The 15,656-nt window shown below is 76.5% G+C and carries 13 protein-coding genes; 10 read left to right on the forward strand and 3 right to left on the reverse strand.

The window, feature by feature from the left end:
- The 3 genes from OG550_RS28205 to OG550_RS28215 are packed head-to-tail and all read right to left on the reverse strand — an operon-like array spanning position 1 to position 3,400.
- Positions 1 to 1,632, reverse strand: coding sequence for an FAD-dependent monooxygenase (locus OG550_RS28205; protein ID WP_327682189.1), 1,632 nt, complete (start codon positions 1,630 to 1,632; stop codon positions 1 to 3).
- Positions 1,629 to 2,372: an HAD family hydrolase gene (locus tag OG550_RS28210; RefSeq protein WP_327682191.1), complete on the reverse strand. Its 744-nt coding sequence runs from the start codon at positions 2,370 to 2,372 to the stop codon at positions 1,629 to 1,631. Before OG550_RS28210 ends, OG550_RS28205 begins: the two co-directional genes overlap by 4 nt.
- Positions 2,363 to 3,400, reverse strand: a complete 1,038-nt coding sequence (locus tag OG550_RS28215; RefSeq protein WP_327682193.1) for a ScbA/BarX family gamma-butyrolactone biosynthesis protein — start codon at positions 3,398 to 3,400, stop codon at positions 2,363 to 2,365. The genes OG550_RS28210 and OG550_RS28215 overlap by 10 nt, the downstream gene beginning before the upstream one ends.
- A 507-nt stretch (positions 3,401 to 3,907) precedes the next feature.
- Between OG550_RS28215 and OG550_RS28220 the strand changes: the two genes are divergently transcribed.
- The 10 genes from OG550_RS28220 to OG550_RS28265 all read left to right on the forward strand — a co-directional run bounded on the left by OG550_RS28220 (position 3,908) and on the right by OG550_RS28265 (position 15,615).
- Entirely contained in the window at positions 3,908 to 7,060 is a 3,153-nt protein-coding gene (locus OG550_RS28220; RefSeq protein ID WP_327682195.1) for an AfsR/SARP family transcriptional regulator, read from the forward strand.
- A gap of 149 nt (positions 7,061 to 7,209) precedes the next feature.
- Positions 7,210 to 8,100: an aminoglycoside phosphotransferase family protein gene (locus tag OG550_RS28225; protein WP_327682197.1), complete on the forward strand. Its 891-nt coding sequence runs from the start codon at positions 7,210 to 7,212 to the stop codon at positions 8,098 to 8,100.
- Positions 8,101 to 8,287: 187 nt separating this feature from the next.
- Entirely contained in the window at positions 8,288 to 8,890 is a 603-nt protein-coding gene (locus OG550_RS28230) for a DJ-1/PfpI family protein (RefSeq protein WP_327682199.1), read from the forward strand.
- Between the two features lie 172 nt (positions 8,891 to 9,062).
- The gene (locus OG550_RS28235; RefSeq protein ID WP_327682200.1) at positions 9,063 to 10,217 is read left to right on the forward strand and encodes an inorganic phosphate transporter; all 1,155 of its coding nucleotides are present in this window, start codon (positions 9,063 to 9,065) and stop codon (positions 10,215 to 10,217) included.
- Positions 10,214 to 10,474, forward strand: coding sequence for a hypothetical protein (locus OG550_RS28240; protein WP_327682202.1), 261 nt, complete (start codon positions 10,214 to 10,216; stop codon positions 10,472 to 10,474). The genes OG550_RS28235 and OG550_RS28240 overlap by 4 nt, the downstream gene beginning before the upstream one ends.
- Before the next feature lie 217 nt (positions 10,475 to 10,691).
- Entirely contained in the window at positions 10,692 to 11,711 is a 1,020-nt protein-coding gene (locus tag OG550_RS28245; protein ID WP_327682204.1) for a DUF4129 domain-containing protein, read from the forward strand.
- On the forward strand, positions 11,708 to 12,253 hold the full coding sequence (locus tag OG550_RS28250) for a hypothetical protein (RefSeq protein WP_327682206.1): 546 nt from the start codon (positions 11,708 to 11,710) through the stop codon (positions 12,251 to 12,253). Before OG550_RS28245 ends, OG550_RS28250 begins: the two co-directional genes overlap by 4 nt.
- A gap of 115 nt (positions 12,254 to 12,368) precedes the next feature.
- The gene (locus OG550_RS28255; RefSeq protein WP_327682208.1) at positions 12,369 to 13,445 is read left to right on the forward strand and encodes an AAA family ATPase; all 1,077 of its coding nucleotides are present in this window, start codon (positions 12,369 to 12,371) and stop codon (positions 13,443 to 13,445) included.
- Positions 13,442 to 14,887 carry a DUF58 domain-containing protein gene (locus OG550_RS28260; RefSeq protein WP_327682210.1) on the forward strand — a complete coding sequence of 482 codons (1,446 nt, stop codon included), beginning with the start codon at positions 13,442 to 13,444 and terminating at the stop codon, positions 14,885 to 14,887. The genes OG550_RS28255 and OG550_RS28260 overlap by 4 nt, the downstream gene beginning before the upstream one ends.
- Complete coding sequence (locus OG550_RS28265) at positions 14,884 to 15,615, forward strand: hypothetical protein (RefSeq protein ID WP_327682212.1); 732 nt, start codon at positions 14,884 to 14,886, stop codon at positions 15,613 to 15,615. The genes OG550_RS28260 and OG550_RS28265 overlap by 4 nt, the downstream gene beginning before the upstream one ends.
- The last annotated feature ends 41 nt before the right edge of the window (positions 15,616 to 15,656 follow it).

The raw sequence follows: 15,656 nt of genomic DNA on the forward strand, positions 1-15,656 counted from the left end.
TCACGGAGCGGGGGTGGCGGAGCGCTGCCCGGTCGGCAGCGCGGAGAGCAACTCGCCCACCCGGCCGGGCCGGTCCAGGGCGACGACCCGGCCCACCACCCCGTCCGGGCGGAGGTAGCAGGCCAGGCCCGCCGCCCCCGGCCGCCCGGCGCCGGGCAGCCGGCCGGCCGCGAGGTCGTACGCCGCCGGCCCCGCCGGGACGGGCGCGGGCCCGTCCGGCGGGAGCAGCAGCAGGACGTCGGCGAGGTCGCGCACGCCGCGCCGGGTCAGCTCGGTGGCGGCCTCCTCGGCCGCCGTCGCGGCCCCCGGCCCGGATCCCGCGACCAGCACGGCGTGCCGGCCGGTCGCGAGGTACCGGTGAAGGGTGGTTGCCGTGGCCCCGCCGATCGGGTCGAGGGGGGTGTCACCGAGCCGTCGTCCGGGGGTGGGACCACCCGGCGCGGGCGTGCGCGTGACGGCCGGACTGGCCGTCAGATCGAGGTCCAGCTGGGCGAGTTCCGGAACGATGCGACGTTCCAGGGCGCCACTGCGGGACAGGGTGCCGAGCAGTAGGTCGCGCAGGGCGCGGGCCGGCCGGGGCTTCAGCAGCCAGAGCTTGGTCTGCCGTTCCGAGTTGCGGACGGCCTTGGCCGAGGTGGGGCGGCGTTCCGGGTCGTAGCTGTCCAGCAGCTCCGGAGCGGCGCCGCGCAGCACGGCGGCCAGCTTCCAGCCGAGGTCGAAGCCGTCCTGGACACCGGTGTTGAGGCCCTGGCCGCCGGCCGGGCTGTGGGCGTGCGCGGCGTCGCCGGCCAGGAAGACCGGGCCGTGCCGGAACCGGGCGGCCACCTTGGTGTGCACCCGGAACCGGCTGGTCCACCAGGTCTCCTCGATGGTCCAGCGGCCCCGGCCGCGGGCGTCCAGGAGCTGCTGGAGCTCGGCGTCGTCCGGCGGGCCGGTCCGGTTGCCCGGGGGCAGGTCGAAGAAGACCCGGTGGCCGCCCTCGGGCAGCGCGACCAGGACGAGCACGCCGTCCGGGCTGAGGTGGTACTGCGCCTCGGTGGGCGGCAGGTCGCCCTTGACCCGGCCGTCGCCGAGCACGAACTCCCGGTCGTAGCTGTTGCCTTCGAACGGGATGCCGAGCGCCTCGCGGACCGTGCTGCGGACCCCGTCGGCGCCGATCACCCACGGGACGGCGACGGTCTCGACCGCGCCGCCGGCCGTCTCCATCCGGACCACGGCCCGGTCGCCGGCCGTCTCCACCGAGGTGATCCGGGTGGCCCACTCGACCCGGCCGCCGAGGTCGAGCAGCCGCTCGTAGAGCAGTTCCTCGGTGACGGGCTGCGGGACGCACAGCGGCCCGGGGAAGCGGGTGTCCGTCAGGGTGCCGAACGAGACGCCGGCCAGCCGGCGCCCGTTGGACCAGTAGGAGGCGCCGCTGAGCGGCAGGGCCCGCTCGGCGACCGGCTCGGCCACGCCGAGCCGGTGCAGCGCCTCCAGCGCGCCGCTCCACATCACCAGGGCCTTGGGCTCGGCGGTGAAGCACTCCCGGCGGTCCACCAGGCGGACCGGAACGCCGTGCTGGAGCAGTGTGCAGGCCGCGGTGAGGCCGGTGGGGCCGGCGCCCACGACGAGGACCTGCGGCGGTGCCGTCATCGGAGCGTCCCTCCCGCCGGTCGGCCGAGCTCCTCCACCAGGGGGTGTCCGAGCCGGCTGGAGACCTCCCGCAGGGCCTGGGCGGTCAGCTGCTCGGAGACGTCCCGGACGGTCTGCGCGGTGTTCTCGAAGAGCACCGCGCGGAAGCCGAGCCGCCGGGCGGCGTCGATGTTCTCCGCGGTGTCGTCGATGAAGAGGCAGCGCTCGGCCGGGGTGTCCAGCCGGGCGAGCAGCCGCAGGTACAGTTCGGCGTCCGGCTTGCGGACCCGCTCGGCCGAGGAGTCGACGACCACGTCGAACAGCTCCGCCACCGGGAGGGTGGCCCGCCACCGCGGGCCCCACTCCACGACGTTGTTGGTGAGCAGCGCGATCCGGTAGCCGGAGGACTTCAACTGGAGCGCGAAGTCCACCAGTTCGGAGTTGGCCCGGCGGCCCTGGAACCAGAGCTCGCCGAACGGCCGGTCCCCGAGGACCGCCCCGGAGCCGGGCGGCAGCTCGGCCAGCAGGCGCTCGGTGAACTCCCGCTCGGTGATCGCCGCGACCTCCAGCTCGGCCATCGGGCTGATCCCGTGGCGCTTGGTGGCGGCGGCGAAGGCGGTGCCGATGGTCTGCAGGTCCAGGCCGGTGCGCGCGCCGAACTCGGTGAAGGTCTCGGCGAGCGGGTTGGTCAGGACGCCGCCGTAGTCGAGGACCACGGTGTCGATGCCCCCGGTGGGCGGGGCGAGCCGGTTCAGATCCACTGGGTCACCTCGATGGCGAGGGTGGCGACGGTGGCACCCTCCTGGGAGACCGTGATCGCGACCGGGACGGTGACGGCGCCGAGCGCGCCGTCGAAGGTGGCCTCGCCGACCTCGGCGGCGACCCTGGTCACCAGGTCCAGCTCGGCGAAGTCGGTGAACTCGGCCTTCGAGGCCGTGACCACCAGGCTCTCGGCGGGCAGGCCGTGCAGTTTGGCGACGGCGGCGACGGAGAGCTGCCGGGCCGCCTCCAGCTGGAGGTTGCCGGGCACGTGGTCGAGCTTGTGGTCGAACAGGTGGGGGTGGTCGGTGTCGACGACCAGCAGCGCCGAGGCGGTGCCCGACTCGCTGACGGACGGCTCGGTCAGCACGATGTTGAACGCGTCCCGCCGGCCGACCAGGGACGGCGCGGAGCGCAGCAGCTGCGGGTGGCGGGGCGAACGCCCGTCCAGCTTCTTGCGGTTGCCGGCCCGCAGCATCTGGAAGGCCCGGTTGGAGACGAAGGTCAGCGAGCCGGATCCGACGATGGCGGGCACGCCGTCCAGCCAGAAGGTGCCGGTGAACTCGAAGCCGAGCACCCGGCCCGCCGGGTTGCGCTGCGGGCGGACGGTGGTGGAGAGCACCGCCTGGGCCGGGCTCGACCCGATCCGCAGCGCCTCCAGGCCGAGGATGTTGAGGTTGAGCGCGCTGAAGATGAAGGCGCGGTCCAGCGGCACCTCCAGGTACTGGTGCGCGATCAGCACCCCGGACTGCCGCAGGACCTCGACCAGCAGCAGGAAGTCGTAGCCGCCGCCGCGCTCGCCGACCACGTGTCCGCGCGGCAGCTGGGCCGCCACCTCGAAGGTGTGTTCGTCGCTCTCCGGGGCCGGGTCGCCGACCCGGGCCGAGTCGGTGACGAACACCTCGGCGATGGCGGCGCGGTGCACCAGGCTGCGCGGCACGGTGGCGTCGAATCTCAGTTCGGCCACCGGCTTGCGGGTCAGGTGCTCCTCGAAGTCGCGTGACGGCAGCAGTTCGGGTGTGGCGTTCATGCTGGATCCCCCCGTGGGCAACGTCGGTTACCGGGTAGAAAGACATGGGTGTGGTGAGGTGGGGCGTCGTTGCGGCGGGCCGGTCCCCTCACCGTCCCTGGTCGGGGTTTCGGTGTCTCCCGGCCCGGGGTCAACTGTCCGGCCGGCCACTGACCAGCCGCTGAAGGCCGCGGGAAGGGGTCGGGAAGGGGTCGGAAGGGGTCGGGGCCGGACCGGGACGAGGCGGGAGGAGACGGAAGGTGCACCGGAAAAGCACAGAAAGGACACAATCGGACGTCCGGTCGGCGGCTGGCCGGAGGGGCGGCCGCAACGGCGGTGCGGCCCGCCGGAGTTCGCACTCGACATGTCCTTGCCCAATGGGCTCCGGCGCCCCAAGGATCCAAGCCGATAACGACAACGGTCCGGCCCCCGCACGGTGGTAGCGTCCACGGTGCGGCTGGAGTCGCAACAGCTTTGGGGGAAGCTTTGACCGGTGGGGTGTGGTTCGAGGTGCTCGGACCGGTACGGGTGAGAAGCGGACACGAAGAGGCGGAGCTCGGACCGCCCCGGCAGCGTGCCGTCCTGGCCGTCCTGCTGCTCAACAGCGGGCGCCCGGTGCGGACCGAAAGGATCGTGGACGTGGTCTGGGGCGCCGAGGCGCCCGAGCGGAGCGTCAACCTGGTGCAGAAGTACGTCTCCGGACTGCGCCGGGCACTGGCCGGACTCGCCACCCTGGCCTGGACGGACGCCGGCTACGTCCTGGCGCCGGCCGGCACGGTGGACGTCCAGCGGTTCGAGGAACTGGTCGCCGCCGGACGGTCGAGCCGGACGGCGGGCGACGCCGCCGGCGGCGCCGAGGCGTTCACCGAAGCGGTGGCGCTCTGGCGCGGCCCGCTGGCCCAGGGGGTCGACGGCCCCGGCATCGAACCGCTGCGGCTGCGGCTCACGGAGGCCCGGCTCGGCGCCCTGGAGGACCTCTTCGACCTGGAACTGGAACTGGGCCGACTGGCCGGCCGGATCCCCGAGCTGCGCCGACTGGTCGCCGAACACCCGCTGCGCGAGCGCTTCCACGCCCAACTGGTGCTGGCACTGGCCCAGTCCGGGCGGCAGGCGGAGGCGCTGGAGGTGTACGAGCGGGTCCGCCGCTCGCTCGTCGAGGAACACGGCCTGGACCCGGGACCGCACCTGCGCGCCGCCCAGGAGCGCGTCCTGCGCCTGGCCGCGGCCCCGGCGCCCGGACCGCACGGCGCCGGGTACCCGGCCGGAACGGCCGGACCCGCGGAACCGGGACGGCGGAGGGACACCGGCCACCCGCCGGCCCCGGAGCACGGCCCGGCCGCGGCACGCCGGACCGGGCCGGACCAGGAGCCCCGGCGGCAGGCCCGGCGGCCCGCGCCGGACATTCCCAGACCGGCCCAACTCCCGCCCGGACCACGCGGGTTCATCGGCCGCCAGCACCACATCGAACGTCTCGCCGAACTGCTCTGCCCCGCCGACGGCACACTGCCGCTGGTCTGCCTGGAGGGCACCGCCGGCGTCGGCAAGACCGCGCTGGCCCTGCACGCCGCCCACCGTGCCGCACCGCTCTTCCCGGACGGCCAGCTCTTCGCCGACCTGCGCGGCCACGGCCGGGCCGCACCGGCCGAGCCCGCCGAGCTCCTCGGCGGCTTCCTGCGGGCCCTCGGGGTCCCCGCCGAGCACGTGCCGCAGGGCGTCAACGAACGGATCGGCCTCTACCGTTCCCTGCTGGCCGGCCGCGGCGTCCTGGTCGTCCTGGACAACGCCCGGGACGCCGACCAGGTCCGGCCGCTGCTTCCGGGCGGCGGCGGCAGCGCGGTACTGGTCACCAGCCGGCGCCGACTGGTCAGCCTGACCGCCCGCGAGGGCGCCCACCGGCTCGTCGTGCCGGTGCTGCCCCCCGACGAGTCGCGCCGGCTCGTCGACGTCCTGCTCTGCCCGGGACAGGGGGACAACGCGGCCGCCGTCGACGAGATCGTCCGGCTCTGCGCAGGCCTGCCGCTGGCCCTGCGGATCGTCGCCGCCAACGCGGCCTACCGCTCCGACGTGCCGCTCACCCGGATCGCCCAGGAACTCGCCGTCGACCGGGTGGCCGCGATCTCCTCGCCCGACGAGGCGCAGACCGCACTGGCCGGCTCGATCGGCCTCTCCTACGACCTGCTCCACCCGGCCGCCCGCACCGTCTTCTGCCTGCTCGGCCTCGTCCCCGGACCGGACTTCACCCGGGACGCCGCCGCCGCGCTGGCCGGCTCGGAGTCGGCCGCGGCCGAACGGCAGCTGCGCGAGCTGGAGGTCGCCAACATGCTGGAGCGGGCCGACGCCGACCGGTACCGGTTCCCGCACGAACTCCTCCAGCTGTTCGCCCACGACCGCGCCCACCGGGAACTGGCGGTGTCCGAACGGACCGCGGCGCTGGGCCGGCTGCTCGGCTGGTACCTGGCGACGGCCACCGACGCGAGCGCCGGCGGCCGGGCCCAGCGCCGGACCGTCGACCCGGCGGGCGTCGTCACCCCCGACCCGCACCGCGGACCGCGCGAACGGCACACCGACCTGCACGCCGAGTTCGCCAACCTGACCGCCGTCGTCCGGCACACCGCCGAGTACGGACCGCTCCCCATCGCCTGGCAACTCGCCGACGCCCTCCGGGCGTTCTGCAAGCAGCACGCGCTGTTCGCCGAATGGTGCCGGCTCGCCGAAGCCGGTCTGGCCGCCGCCCGGGAGGCCGGCGACCGCCGGGCCGAGGCCGCCATGCTGCTCAACCTCAGCGACGCCAAGCACAACTCCGGACTGATCACGGCCGGCGAGGAGTACGCCCGGCACGCCCTGGCGCTCGGCCGCGAGCTGCGCCGGCCCGAGGTCGAGGCCTCCGCACTCGACCAGCTCGGCCGCGCCGCATGGCTCCGCGGGACCCTCCACGAAGCCCGCGCCCACCTCACCGCGGCCGTCGGCCTGCACACCCGCACCGGCGACCCGCTCGGCCTCGCCGTCTCGCTCGCCGCGCTCGGCCGCACCGAGTTCGACTCCGGCGACCCGGCCGAGGCCTACCGGCACTACACCCGCTGCCTGCGGCTGGCCCGCACCACCGGGACGGCCGCGATGGAGACCATGACCCTGGTCGAACTCGGCCTGGTGCACGCCGCGCTCGGCCGCCCCGGCAACGCCGCCCAGTCGCTGCGGGCGGCACTCTCGCTCGGCCGCACCGGGTACCACCGGCGTGCCGAGGCACTGGCCCTGACCGGGCTGAGCCTGCTGCACGCCGAGGCCGGGCGCACCGAGGAGGCCCGCGCCGCGGCCCGCGAGGGGCTGCGCGCCGCGGAGTCGCACGGCGACCGCTGGACCGAGGCCGAGTGTCTCAACGCCACCGGCGCCGCCGCGCTCACCGCCGACGACCCGGCCACCGCCGCGGCGCGGCACGGCGCCGCACTCACCCTGGCCGGCCGGCTCGGCTACCGGCGCGCCGAGCTGCACGCGCTGGTCGGGCTCGCCGAGGCCGCGCTCCGGCTGGGCAACGACGAGCGCGCCGCCGACTACGCCGGCCGGGCGTACGCCTCCGCCGCCGCGCTCGGCTACCGGCCGCTCGCCAACACGGCCCTGCGCATCCAGCGCCGCCTGCCGCCGGCCCGCGACCGCACGGAGGAGACGACCGTGCTCGGCGCCTACTGACGGCGGCGCGCGGTGCCCGGTGCGTGGTGCCCGGCGCGCGGTGCGCGGTGCCCGGCGCGCGCCGGGGGTGCTGCTCCACCGGCCTGCCGGACCGACGGTGCGCCGGATCTGGAAGGCTGGGCGGTTCGACGACGGACAGGGGTGCGGGGATGGGGATCGTGGAGATCGACGAGCGGACGGTACGGGCCCTGCTCCGGGAACAGCACCCGGACCTGGCGGGGCTGGACCTCCGGTTCGCCGCCACCGGGTGGGACAACCAGCAGTGGCGGCTCGGGGACGACTACGCCCTGCGCCTGCCGCGCACCGAGCGGGCCCCGGAGCTCCTGCGCAAGGAACAGCGGTGGCTGCCTGTACTGGGGCAGGGTCTGCCGTTGACCGTGCCCGCCATGGTGCGGACCGGTGAGCCGTCCGCGCTCTTCCCGCGCCCCTGGAGCATCGTGACCTGGGTCCCCGGCGAGCCGGCCGACCGCGCCCCGGTCACCCGCGCCGGGGACGCCGCGGACGCGCTGGCCGGCTTCCTCGCGGCGCTCCACCGGCCGGCGCCCGCCGGAGCGCCGGAGAACCCGGACCGCGGGGTCCCGCTCGCCCTGCTCGCGGACGGGTTCGAGTACGCCTTCCAGCCGTTCGCCTCCGACCGGCGGGCCGACGCGGTCCGCGAGGTCTGGGAGCAGGCGGTGGCGGCTCCCGTCCGGCAGGGCCCGCCGAGGTGGCTGCACGGCGACCTGCACCCGGCCAACGTGGTCGTCTCGGACGGCACGATCTCGGGCGTGATCGACTTCGGCGAGCTCTGCGCCGGCGATCCGGCGACCGATGTCGCGGCCGCGTGGCTGCTGCTCCCCGGCGGCGCGGACGAGCGGTTCCTCGCCGGCTACCCGGAGGCGGACGGGGCGATGATCCGGCGGGCCCGCGGCTGGGCGGTGCTGCGCGCCCTCCACCTGCTCGCGATCGGGCGCGCCGGGGACCGCGGCCTGCCCGGCGGGAAGCCGACCTGGGGCCCGGCGGGCCGGGCGGCGATCGACCGCGTCCTCGCCACCGCCTGACCCGCCTGACCCACTTGCCCGCCTGACCGCCTGACCGCCTGACCGCCTGACCGCCTGGCCGCCTGACCCGCCTGGCTGCTTGCCCGCCTGGCCCGCTGTACCCGCCTGCCCCGGCCGCCTTCGCCGTGCCCGCCACGGGGGGTAATTCCTTGGCGGGTGTTCCGGGCCCTCTGCTTGGATGGCGGCCATGAACGACGGAGCCGCACGGCAGATCGCGATCCTGCTCTTCCCCGGGGTCGAGGAGCTGGACGCGATCGGGCCGTGGGAAGTCCTCTCCTACTGGACCCGCAAGTTCCCCGAGGACGGCTGGGAGGTGAGCTGCGTCTCCCGCGACGGCGGCCCGGTGCTCTGCGCCAAGGGGCTCACCGTGCAGGCCCACCACGCACGGGACGCGATGCCCGCACCGGACGTCCTGCTGCACCCCGGCGGCCAGGGCACCCGCCCCCTGCTGGAGGACGCCGACCACCTCGACTGGGTCCGCGGGCTGGCCGCCACCGCCTCGCTGACCACCAGCGTCTGCACCGGTGCGCTCGTCCTGGCCCGGCTCGGGCTGCTGCGCGGGCGGCCCGCCACCACGCACTGGTCGACGCTCGACCGGCTCGCCGAGCTGGAGCCCACCGCGGACGTCCGCCGCGACGAGCGCTTCGTGGACGACGGCGACCTCGTCACCTCGGCCGGCATCTCGGCGGGCATCGACATGGCGCTGCACCTGGTGGCCCGGCTGCACTCGGTCGAGCGCGCCCGGCAGGTGCGGCACGGCATCCAGTACTACCCCGAGCCGCCGGTGTAGCGGGCGCCCGCCCGCCCGGGTGGCGCCCGGCCGGGCGGCCGGACCGCCGCCCGCCGGGTCGGCGGGAGGTCGGACCGCGCCGTTGGTCCGATCGGCTGGCGGCCGTGGGACGACCCGGCGCGCCGGTCCTCCCACCACCGGACCGGTGCGGGCGACGGGCTAGGTTCGGCCCGTGACCGGCAACGACGCGGTCCTGGCTCTGGTGGTCGCCACCGCGCTGGGGTTCGACTTCACCAACGGATTCCATGACACCGGCAACGCGATGGCGACCTCGATCGTCACGGAGGCCCTGCGCCCCCGGGCGGCGGTGGCGCTCTCGGCGGTGCTGAACCTGGTCGGCGCGTTCCTGTCGACCGCCGTCGCGGCGACCATCGCCAGCGGCCTGGTCGAGAGCGGCGACGTCACCCTCGTCGTCGTCTTCGCGGGCCTGGCCGGCAGCATCCTGTGGAACCTGACCACCTGGTACCTCGGCATCCCCTCCAGCTCCTCGCACGCGCTCATCGGCGGCGTCGTCGGGGCCACCATGGCGGCGGCGGGCGCCTCCGCCGTCAAGTGGCAGGGCCTCGTCTCCAAGGTGATCGTGCCCGCCACCCTGTCGCCGTTCATCGCCGGCACGGTCGCGGTGGTCGGCACCCACCTCGTCTACCGCCTCACCCGCGGCGTCCCCGAAGGCCCGCGCGACCACGGCTTCCGGCTCGGCCAGATCGGCTCGGCCTCGATGGTGTCCCTCGCCCACGGCACCAACGACGCGCAGAAGACCATGGGCATCATCACCCTGGCCCTGATCGCCAACGGCACCCTGCACGCCGGCGCCGAGTCGCCGACCTGGGTGATCACCTCCTGCGCGGTGGCCATCGCCCTCGGCACCTACCTCGGCGGCTGGCGCGTCATCAGGACCCTCGGCAAGGGCCTCATCGAGATCGGGTCGCCCCAGGGCATGGCCGCCGAGTCGGCCTCGGCCGCCGTGATCCTCTCCTCCACCGACTTCGGCTACTCGCTCTCCACCACCCACGTGGCCACCGGCTCGATCCTCGGCGCGGGGGTCGGGAAGAAGGGGGCGGTGGTGCGCTGGAACGTCGCCCGCCGGATGGTCGTGGCCTGGCTGTTCACCCTGCCCGCCTCCGCGGTGGTCGGCGCCGCGGCCTACTGGGCCGCGAACGGGATCGGCGGCACCCTGGGCGTCGTGGTGATCTTCATCCTGCTGGTCCTGGCCTCGACCGCCTTCTTCGCCGTCTCCCGGCGGACGCCCGTGACACCCGAGAACGTCAACTCCGCCTGGACCGGCTCACTGACCCCGGCACCGGAGATGAACGAGGCGGCCTCGTGACCTCCTGGATCAACCTCGACGCGCTCTGGCGGATCCTCCTGGTGGGCCTCCTCGCCGGAGCCGGCCTGCCGGCCCTGTTCTCCGTCGGACTGCGCGCCCTCAACCCGCCCGCCCGGGCGACCGCCCCCACCGCCACCCGGCCCGCCGGCGCCCGGTCGACCGCCGGTCCGGCCGGCCGCGCGCTCGCCGTCCTCTGCTTCGCCACCGTCCTCGCCGCCATCGGCTGGGGCATCTCCGTCATCGTCAACCACAGCTGACCACCGCACCGCCGTCCGGCCCCCGTCCGCAGGCGGGGAGCCACGGGGCGCCACGCGGAGCCACGGGTGGCGACGGGGCGGATCGGGTTGCGGGGGTGGGGAGTTCGGGTCGGCTGAGGCGGGCGGGGCAGGGGGCGTGACAGCGGGACAGTCGGCATGCGAAGCTGCACTCCGGTGCGCAATGGTCTGCACCACGGGGACGCCGGGGGGTATCCGTATGAACGACGACGCGGCGCGGGCCGGGCACCGGACGCCGGGCGCGGGCGCGCCCGGCGCGGGCACCCGACGGGTGGCGGGGGTCGTGCTGGTCGTGGCCGGGCTGCTGCTCGCCGCGGCAGCGCTCCGGCCGGACGGCGGACTGCTCGGGACGGCCGTCACCGGACCGGTGCGCACGCTCGGGCCGGTGGTGCTGCTCTCACTCGGCTGGCTGGTCGTCGTCGGGCGTTTCGCCTCGCGGCTGCGTGAGGAGGTCCGGCACCTGGTCGGCCCGACGCCGTGGGCCGAGCGCCTGCGGGAGGCCGCGGTCGTGCTGCTCGCCGGGGCCGCCGTCGCGGTCCCGGTGCTGATGGTGGTTCTCCACACCCGGGCGGTCGACCGGCCGGATCCGGCCGTCGAACCGAAGGCGCGACCGACGGAACCGGTGCTGCCGGACGACCAGGATACCGTCGGGGAGCCCGGTGCCCCGGTCGAGCCCCTCCTCGCGGTGCTCGCCGCCGCCCTGGTCCTGGCCCTGCTGGCCGTGCTCGTGGTCGTCCTCCTCCGGATGTTCCGCCTGCATCGGCTCGGACGGCGGCAGCCGCCCGGACTGCTCCCCGCCGCGCCGCCGCGGGCCGGGGACGTGCTGGCCGCCGCGGTCGACACCGGCCGGCGCGCGCTGACCGGCGACGACGCGCGGGCCGCCGTGATCGCCTGCTACGCCGCGATGGAGGGCACGCTGGCGGTCTCGGGGATCTCCCGGCGGGACTGCGACAGCCCGACGGAACTGCTGGAACGCGCGGTGGCCCACGACGGGGTGGACCCCGTCCACACCGGCGCCCTCACCGCGCTGTTCCGTGAGGCCCGCTACTCGACCCACCCGATGGACGGCTCCCACGTGGACCGCGCGCGGGCGGCCCTCGACGCCGTCGCCGCCCGCCTGGAGGCCCGGGCGGACGGTCCCCCGGGGCCGGACGGGGCCGACGGTGCCCCCGCCGTCGCCGGGGCGGGCCCCGCCGGTGCGCCGGGAGACGCCCGGTGAGCGCCGCCCGGCCCCGCCGGTCCGCCGCGGACCGGCGCCCGCGCGGCCCCGAGGTCAAGGTCACGCCGGGCTCGGTCCGGCACAGTCTGATCGAGCTGGCCGTACCGGCCGTGCTCGCCGAGGTCGTGCTCGGCCTGGTCGGCGGCCTCCCCGCCGCCGGGGCCGGGGCGGTCCTGCTGATCGCGACCGCCCTGCTCACCGGCCGGTACGTGGCCGGCGCGGGCTTCGGCGAGGAGGGGCTGCGCAGCCGCCCGCGGCTGCTGGAGGCGTACGAGCCGGGACTGGGCGACTGGCGCTGGACCGTCCGCCAGGGCCTGGACCCGCAGGGCGACGGCCAGGCCCTGCGCGGCCGGCTCCAACGGCTGTTCGCCGCCCGCCTGTCGGAGGCGCACGGCCTCACCCTGCCCGCCGACCGCGAGCGGGCCGCCGAGCTGCTCGGCCCCCGGCTCTGGCCGTGGATCGACCCGGACGCCCCGGCTCCGTCCGAGGACATCCCGGCCCCGGTCCTCCACGCCCTCGTCGGCCGGCTCGAATCCCTGTAGCCGGGGCTGCCGCGGCAGCCCCGGCCGCCCACGGCACCACCCGCACCGCGCCCGGTTCCCCGGCACCCCGGGCGCCCCCACCACGACACCGGACCAGTAGCCACTCAGGAGAGTCATGACCGCCGTACCCCAGGCCCCCGCCGACCCGGACGCCGCGCACGCCCCGCACACCGCGGGGGACGCGCCCGCCGGGGCGATCGTCCTGACGCCGCACCAGGCGGGCCTGCGCGCCCGCGAGGTGGTCAAGGAGATCGAACGCGCCGTGGTGGGCAAGTCCGAAGCCCTGCACCTGGTCATGCTCGGCGTCCTGGCCGGCGGCCACGTCCTGATCGAGGACCTGCCCGGGCTCGGCAAGACCCTGCTGGCGCGCTCCTTCGCGACCACCCTCGGCCTCGACTTCCGCCGGATCCAGTTCACCCCCGACCTGCTGCCCTCGGACGTCACCGGCGCCCCCTTCTACGACCGGCGCAGCGGGGAGATGGTCTTCAGGCCCGGCCCGCTCTTCACCCAGCTCCTGCTGGCGGACGAGATCAACCGCACCCCGCCGAAGACCCAGGCGGCGCTGCTGGAGGCGATGGCCGAGGGCCAGGTCTCCGTCGACGGCGCCACCCGGCGGCTGCCGCAGCCCTTCGCGGTGATCGCCACCGCCAACCCGATCGAGTACGAGGGCACCTACTCCCTGCCGGAGGCCCAGCTCGACCGCTTCGTGCTCCGGGTCCGGATGGGCTACCTGTCCACCGGGCTGGAGGCCTCGATGCTCCGGGCCCGGCTGGACCGGTCCGCGCCCGAACCGGTGCTGGAGCCCGTCAGCAGCCCGGCCGAGCTGCTCGCCATGCGCGCGGCCGTGGAGCGGGTCGAGGTGGACGACGACCTCGTCGACTACGTGGTCGCGCTGATCGACGCCACCCGGGGCGACCAGCAGGTCCAGGTCGGTTCCTCGCCCCGCGGCGGCCTCGCGCTGATCCAGCTGGCCCGGGCCCGCGCCATGCTGGAGGGCCGCGACTACCTGACGCCGGAGGACGTCAAGGCGCTCGCCGTGCCCGCCCTGGCCCACCGCCTCACGCTGCGGCCGGAGCTGTGGGTGCGCCAGGTCGAGACGGACGACGTGATGGCGCGGCTGGTCGACTCGGTGCCGGCGCCGCAGACCGTGCCGCGCGCGGCGGCGGACGGTTCGCCGGGCGGCACGCGGTGACCGCCGCGCCGCCTGACGTCGCCGCACCACCGGCCGCCGCCGCGCCGCCTGACGCCGCACCGCCCGCCACCGCCGGGCCGGACGGCCCCGCCGCGCCCGCCACCCCCGCCGCCACCGCGGACGCCGTCACCCTCCGCGTGCTGACCCGCAGCGCCTGGGCCACCGAAGCCGGACTCCCGAAGTCCCCGCCCTCCCCGCACTGGCGGGCCGGTGAGCAGACCCTGCGGCTGCTCACCGTCGCGGCCGTGGCGGCGGTCGCCGCCCTGGTCACCGGCCACCCCTGGCTGCTCGCCCTGGCGGCCGGCCCCGCCGTGCTGCTCGCCCTGGCCGCCCCCGGGAACGGCCGCCCCTCGGAGCTGGCCGCGGAGAGCACCGCCGAGCCGCGCCGCTGCTTCGAGGGCGAGCAGGTCACCGTGCGGGTGACCGTCCGGCACGACGGCCGGATCGGCCCGCTCGACCCGACCTTCGCCTTCGGCCCCGGCCTCACCCTGGAGGCCCTCACCATCGGCGACGACACGCTCGACCTGGTCCTGAGGGCCGGCAGCTGGGGCCGCTGGACCCTGGGCACCCTCGACCTCGACGTCTACGACTCCGGCGGCCTGGCCCGCCGGACGGTGCGCGCCGACCTGGGCGAGGTCGACGTCTTCCCGGTGCCGAGCGCCTCCCGCCTGACCCCGATCCCGGTCCGCCTGCCCGAACGGATCGGCGAGCACATCACCGCGCACGAGGGCACCGGGGTCGAGGTCGTCGGCGTGCGCCCGCACGTCCCGGGCGAGCGCCAGCGGCGCATCCACTGGCCGTCCACCACCCGCCGCGACGCCGTCCAGATCAACCAGTTCGCCGCCGAACGCGCCGCCGACGCGGTCGTCCTGCTGGACACCCTGGCCGACGTCCGGGACGCCGTCACCGGCCTCTCCAGCCTGGACGAGACCCTGCGCGCGGCCGGCGGACTGGCCCGGGCCTACCTGCGGCGGCACGACCGGGTCGGCCTGATCGCGGTCGGCGGCGACCTGCGCTGGCTCACCGCGGCCACCGGGGACCGCCAGTTCTACCGCATGGTGGAGAGCGTGCTGGAGGTCCGCCAGGACCGGCGCCACCGCGGCCCCGCCCTCCCGCGCCTGCCCCTGGCCGCCCTGCCGGGCCACGCACTGGTGTACGCCTTCACCCCGCTGGCCGACCAGCGGATCCTGGACGTGCTCGGCCAGGTCCGCGAGCGCGGCAACCCGCTCGTCGTGGTCGAGGTCCCGGCCGGCGAACCGGCGGCCGACCCCGGGGACGAGGTCGACACCCTCGCGCTGCGCCTCTGGCGCGCCGAACGCGAGGCGATGCGTTCGGCGCTGCGCGGGCGGGGCATTCCGGTGGCCCGCCACACCCCGGGCGAGGCGCTCGACCTGGGACTCGCGCCCCTGCTGCGCCGCCGGATCGGGAGGCCGGCCCGGTGACCACGAGCCAGCACACGACCACGACCGGCACCACGACCGGCGCCGCCGGCCCGGCCACCGGGCCGACCACCGGCACGACCGGGCCGGAGACCCGCCCGGGCACGGACACGGACACGGGCACGGGCACCGATGCGGCCACGGAGACGGACCGCGACGCGGCCACGGCCGCCGCCGTCGAGGCCGGACCCCCGCGCACGTCCACCGTCCGGGCCCGCCGGATCCAGCGCACGGCCGTGCGCTGCACCGGCACCGCCCTGGCCCTGACCGCCGCGCTCGGCGGCGCGACGGACCGGTTCGGCGCCGCCGCCCCGGTGGTGGCCGCCGTCCTCGGCTTCTGGGCCGCCCCGAGAGCCGAGGGCCTGCCGGTCCGCGCGACCACCTGGCCCGCCCGGCTGACGGCGGCCCGCACCACCCTGCTGGCCGCCGGGTCGGTCCTGCTCGCCGCACTCGGCGAGCCGCCGTTCTGGCGGGCGCTCGCCGTGACCGTGCTGCTCACCGGCTACCTGCTGCTCCTCGACGCCTTCGGCGCGCACCGCCGGACCGTCGGACCGGCCCGCGCGTGGGCCGCGCTGGCCGCGTCCTGCCTGGTGCTGCCGGTGGCGTTCGCACCGTCGTCGGCGGGCGAGTGGTCCCGGCCGGTGGCCCTGGTCGGCCTGGTCGCCGCGAGCTGGGGCGTGGGCCTGGCGCTGTGGCCGCACCGCCGGGGGAGGCGCGCCGTCCGGCCCTGACCGCAGCCCCCGCCCCGGCCCTGACCGCCGCCCCGGCCCTG

It is taken from the genome of Kitasatospora sp. NBC_00458, assembly GCF_036013975.1.
Taxonomy (GTDB): domain Bacteria; phylum Actinomycetota; class Actinomycetes; order Streptomycetales; family Streptomycetaceae; genus Kitasatospora.

Bases quoted from the DNA above. Each gene is read 5' to 3' on its own strand.
- OG550_RS28230 (WP_327682199.1), top strand. From the start codon at position 8,288: ATGAACGACGGAGCCGCACGGCAGATCGCGATCCTGCTCTTCCCCGGG.
- OG550_RS28255 (WP_327682208.1), top strand. From the start codon at position 12,369: ATGACCGCCGTACCCCAGGCCCCCGCCGACCCGGACGCCGCGCACGCC.
- OG550_RS28215 (WP_327682193.1), bottom strand. From the start codon at position 3,400: ATGAACGCCACACCCGAACTGCTGCCGTCACGCGACTTCGAGGAGCAC.
- OG550_RS28245 (WP_327682204.1), top strand. From the start codon at position 10,692: ATGAACGACGACGCGGCGCGGGCCGGGCACCGGACGCCGGGCGCGGGC.
- OG550_RS28225 (WP_327682197.1), top strand. From the start codon at position 7,210: ATGGGGATCGTGGAGATCGACGAGCGGACGGTACGGGCCCTGCTCCGG.
- OG550_RS28205 (WP_327682189.1), bottom strand. From the start codon at position 1,632: ATGACGGCACCGCCGCAGGTCCTCGTCGTGGGCGCCGGCCCCACCGGC.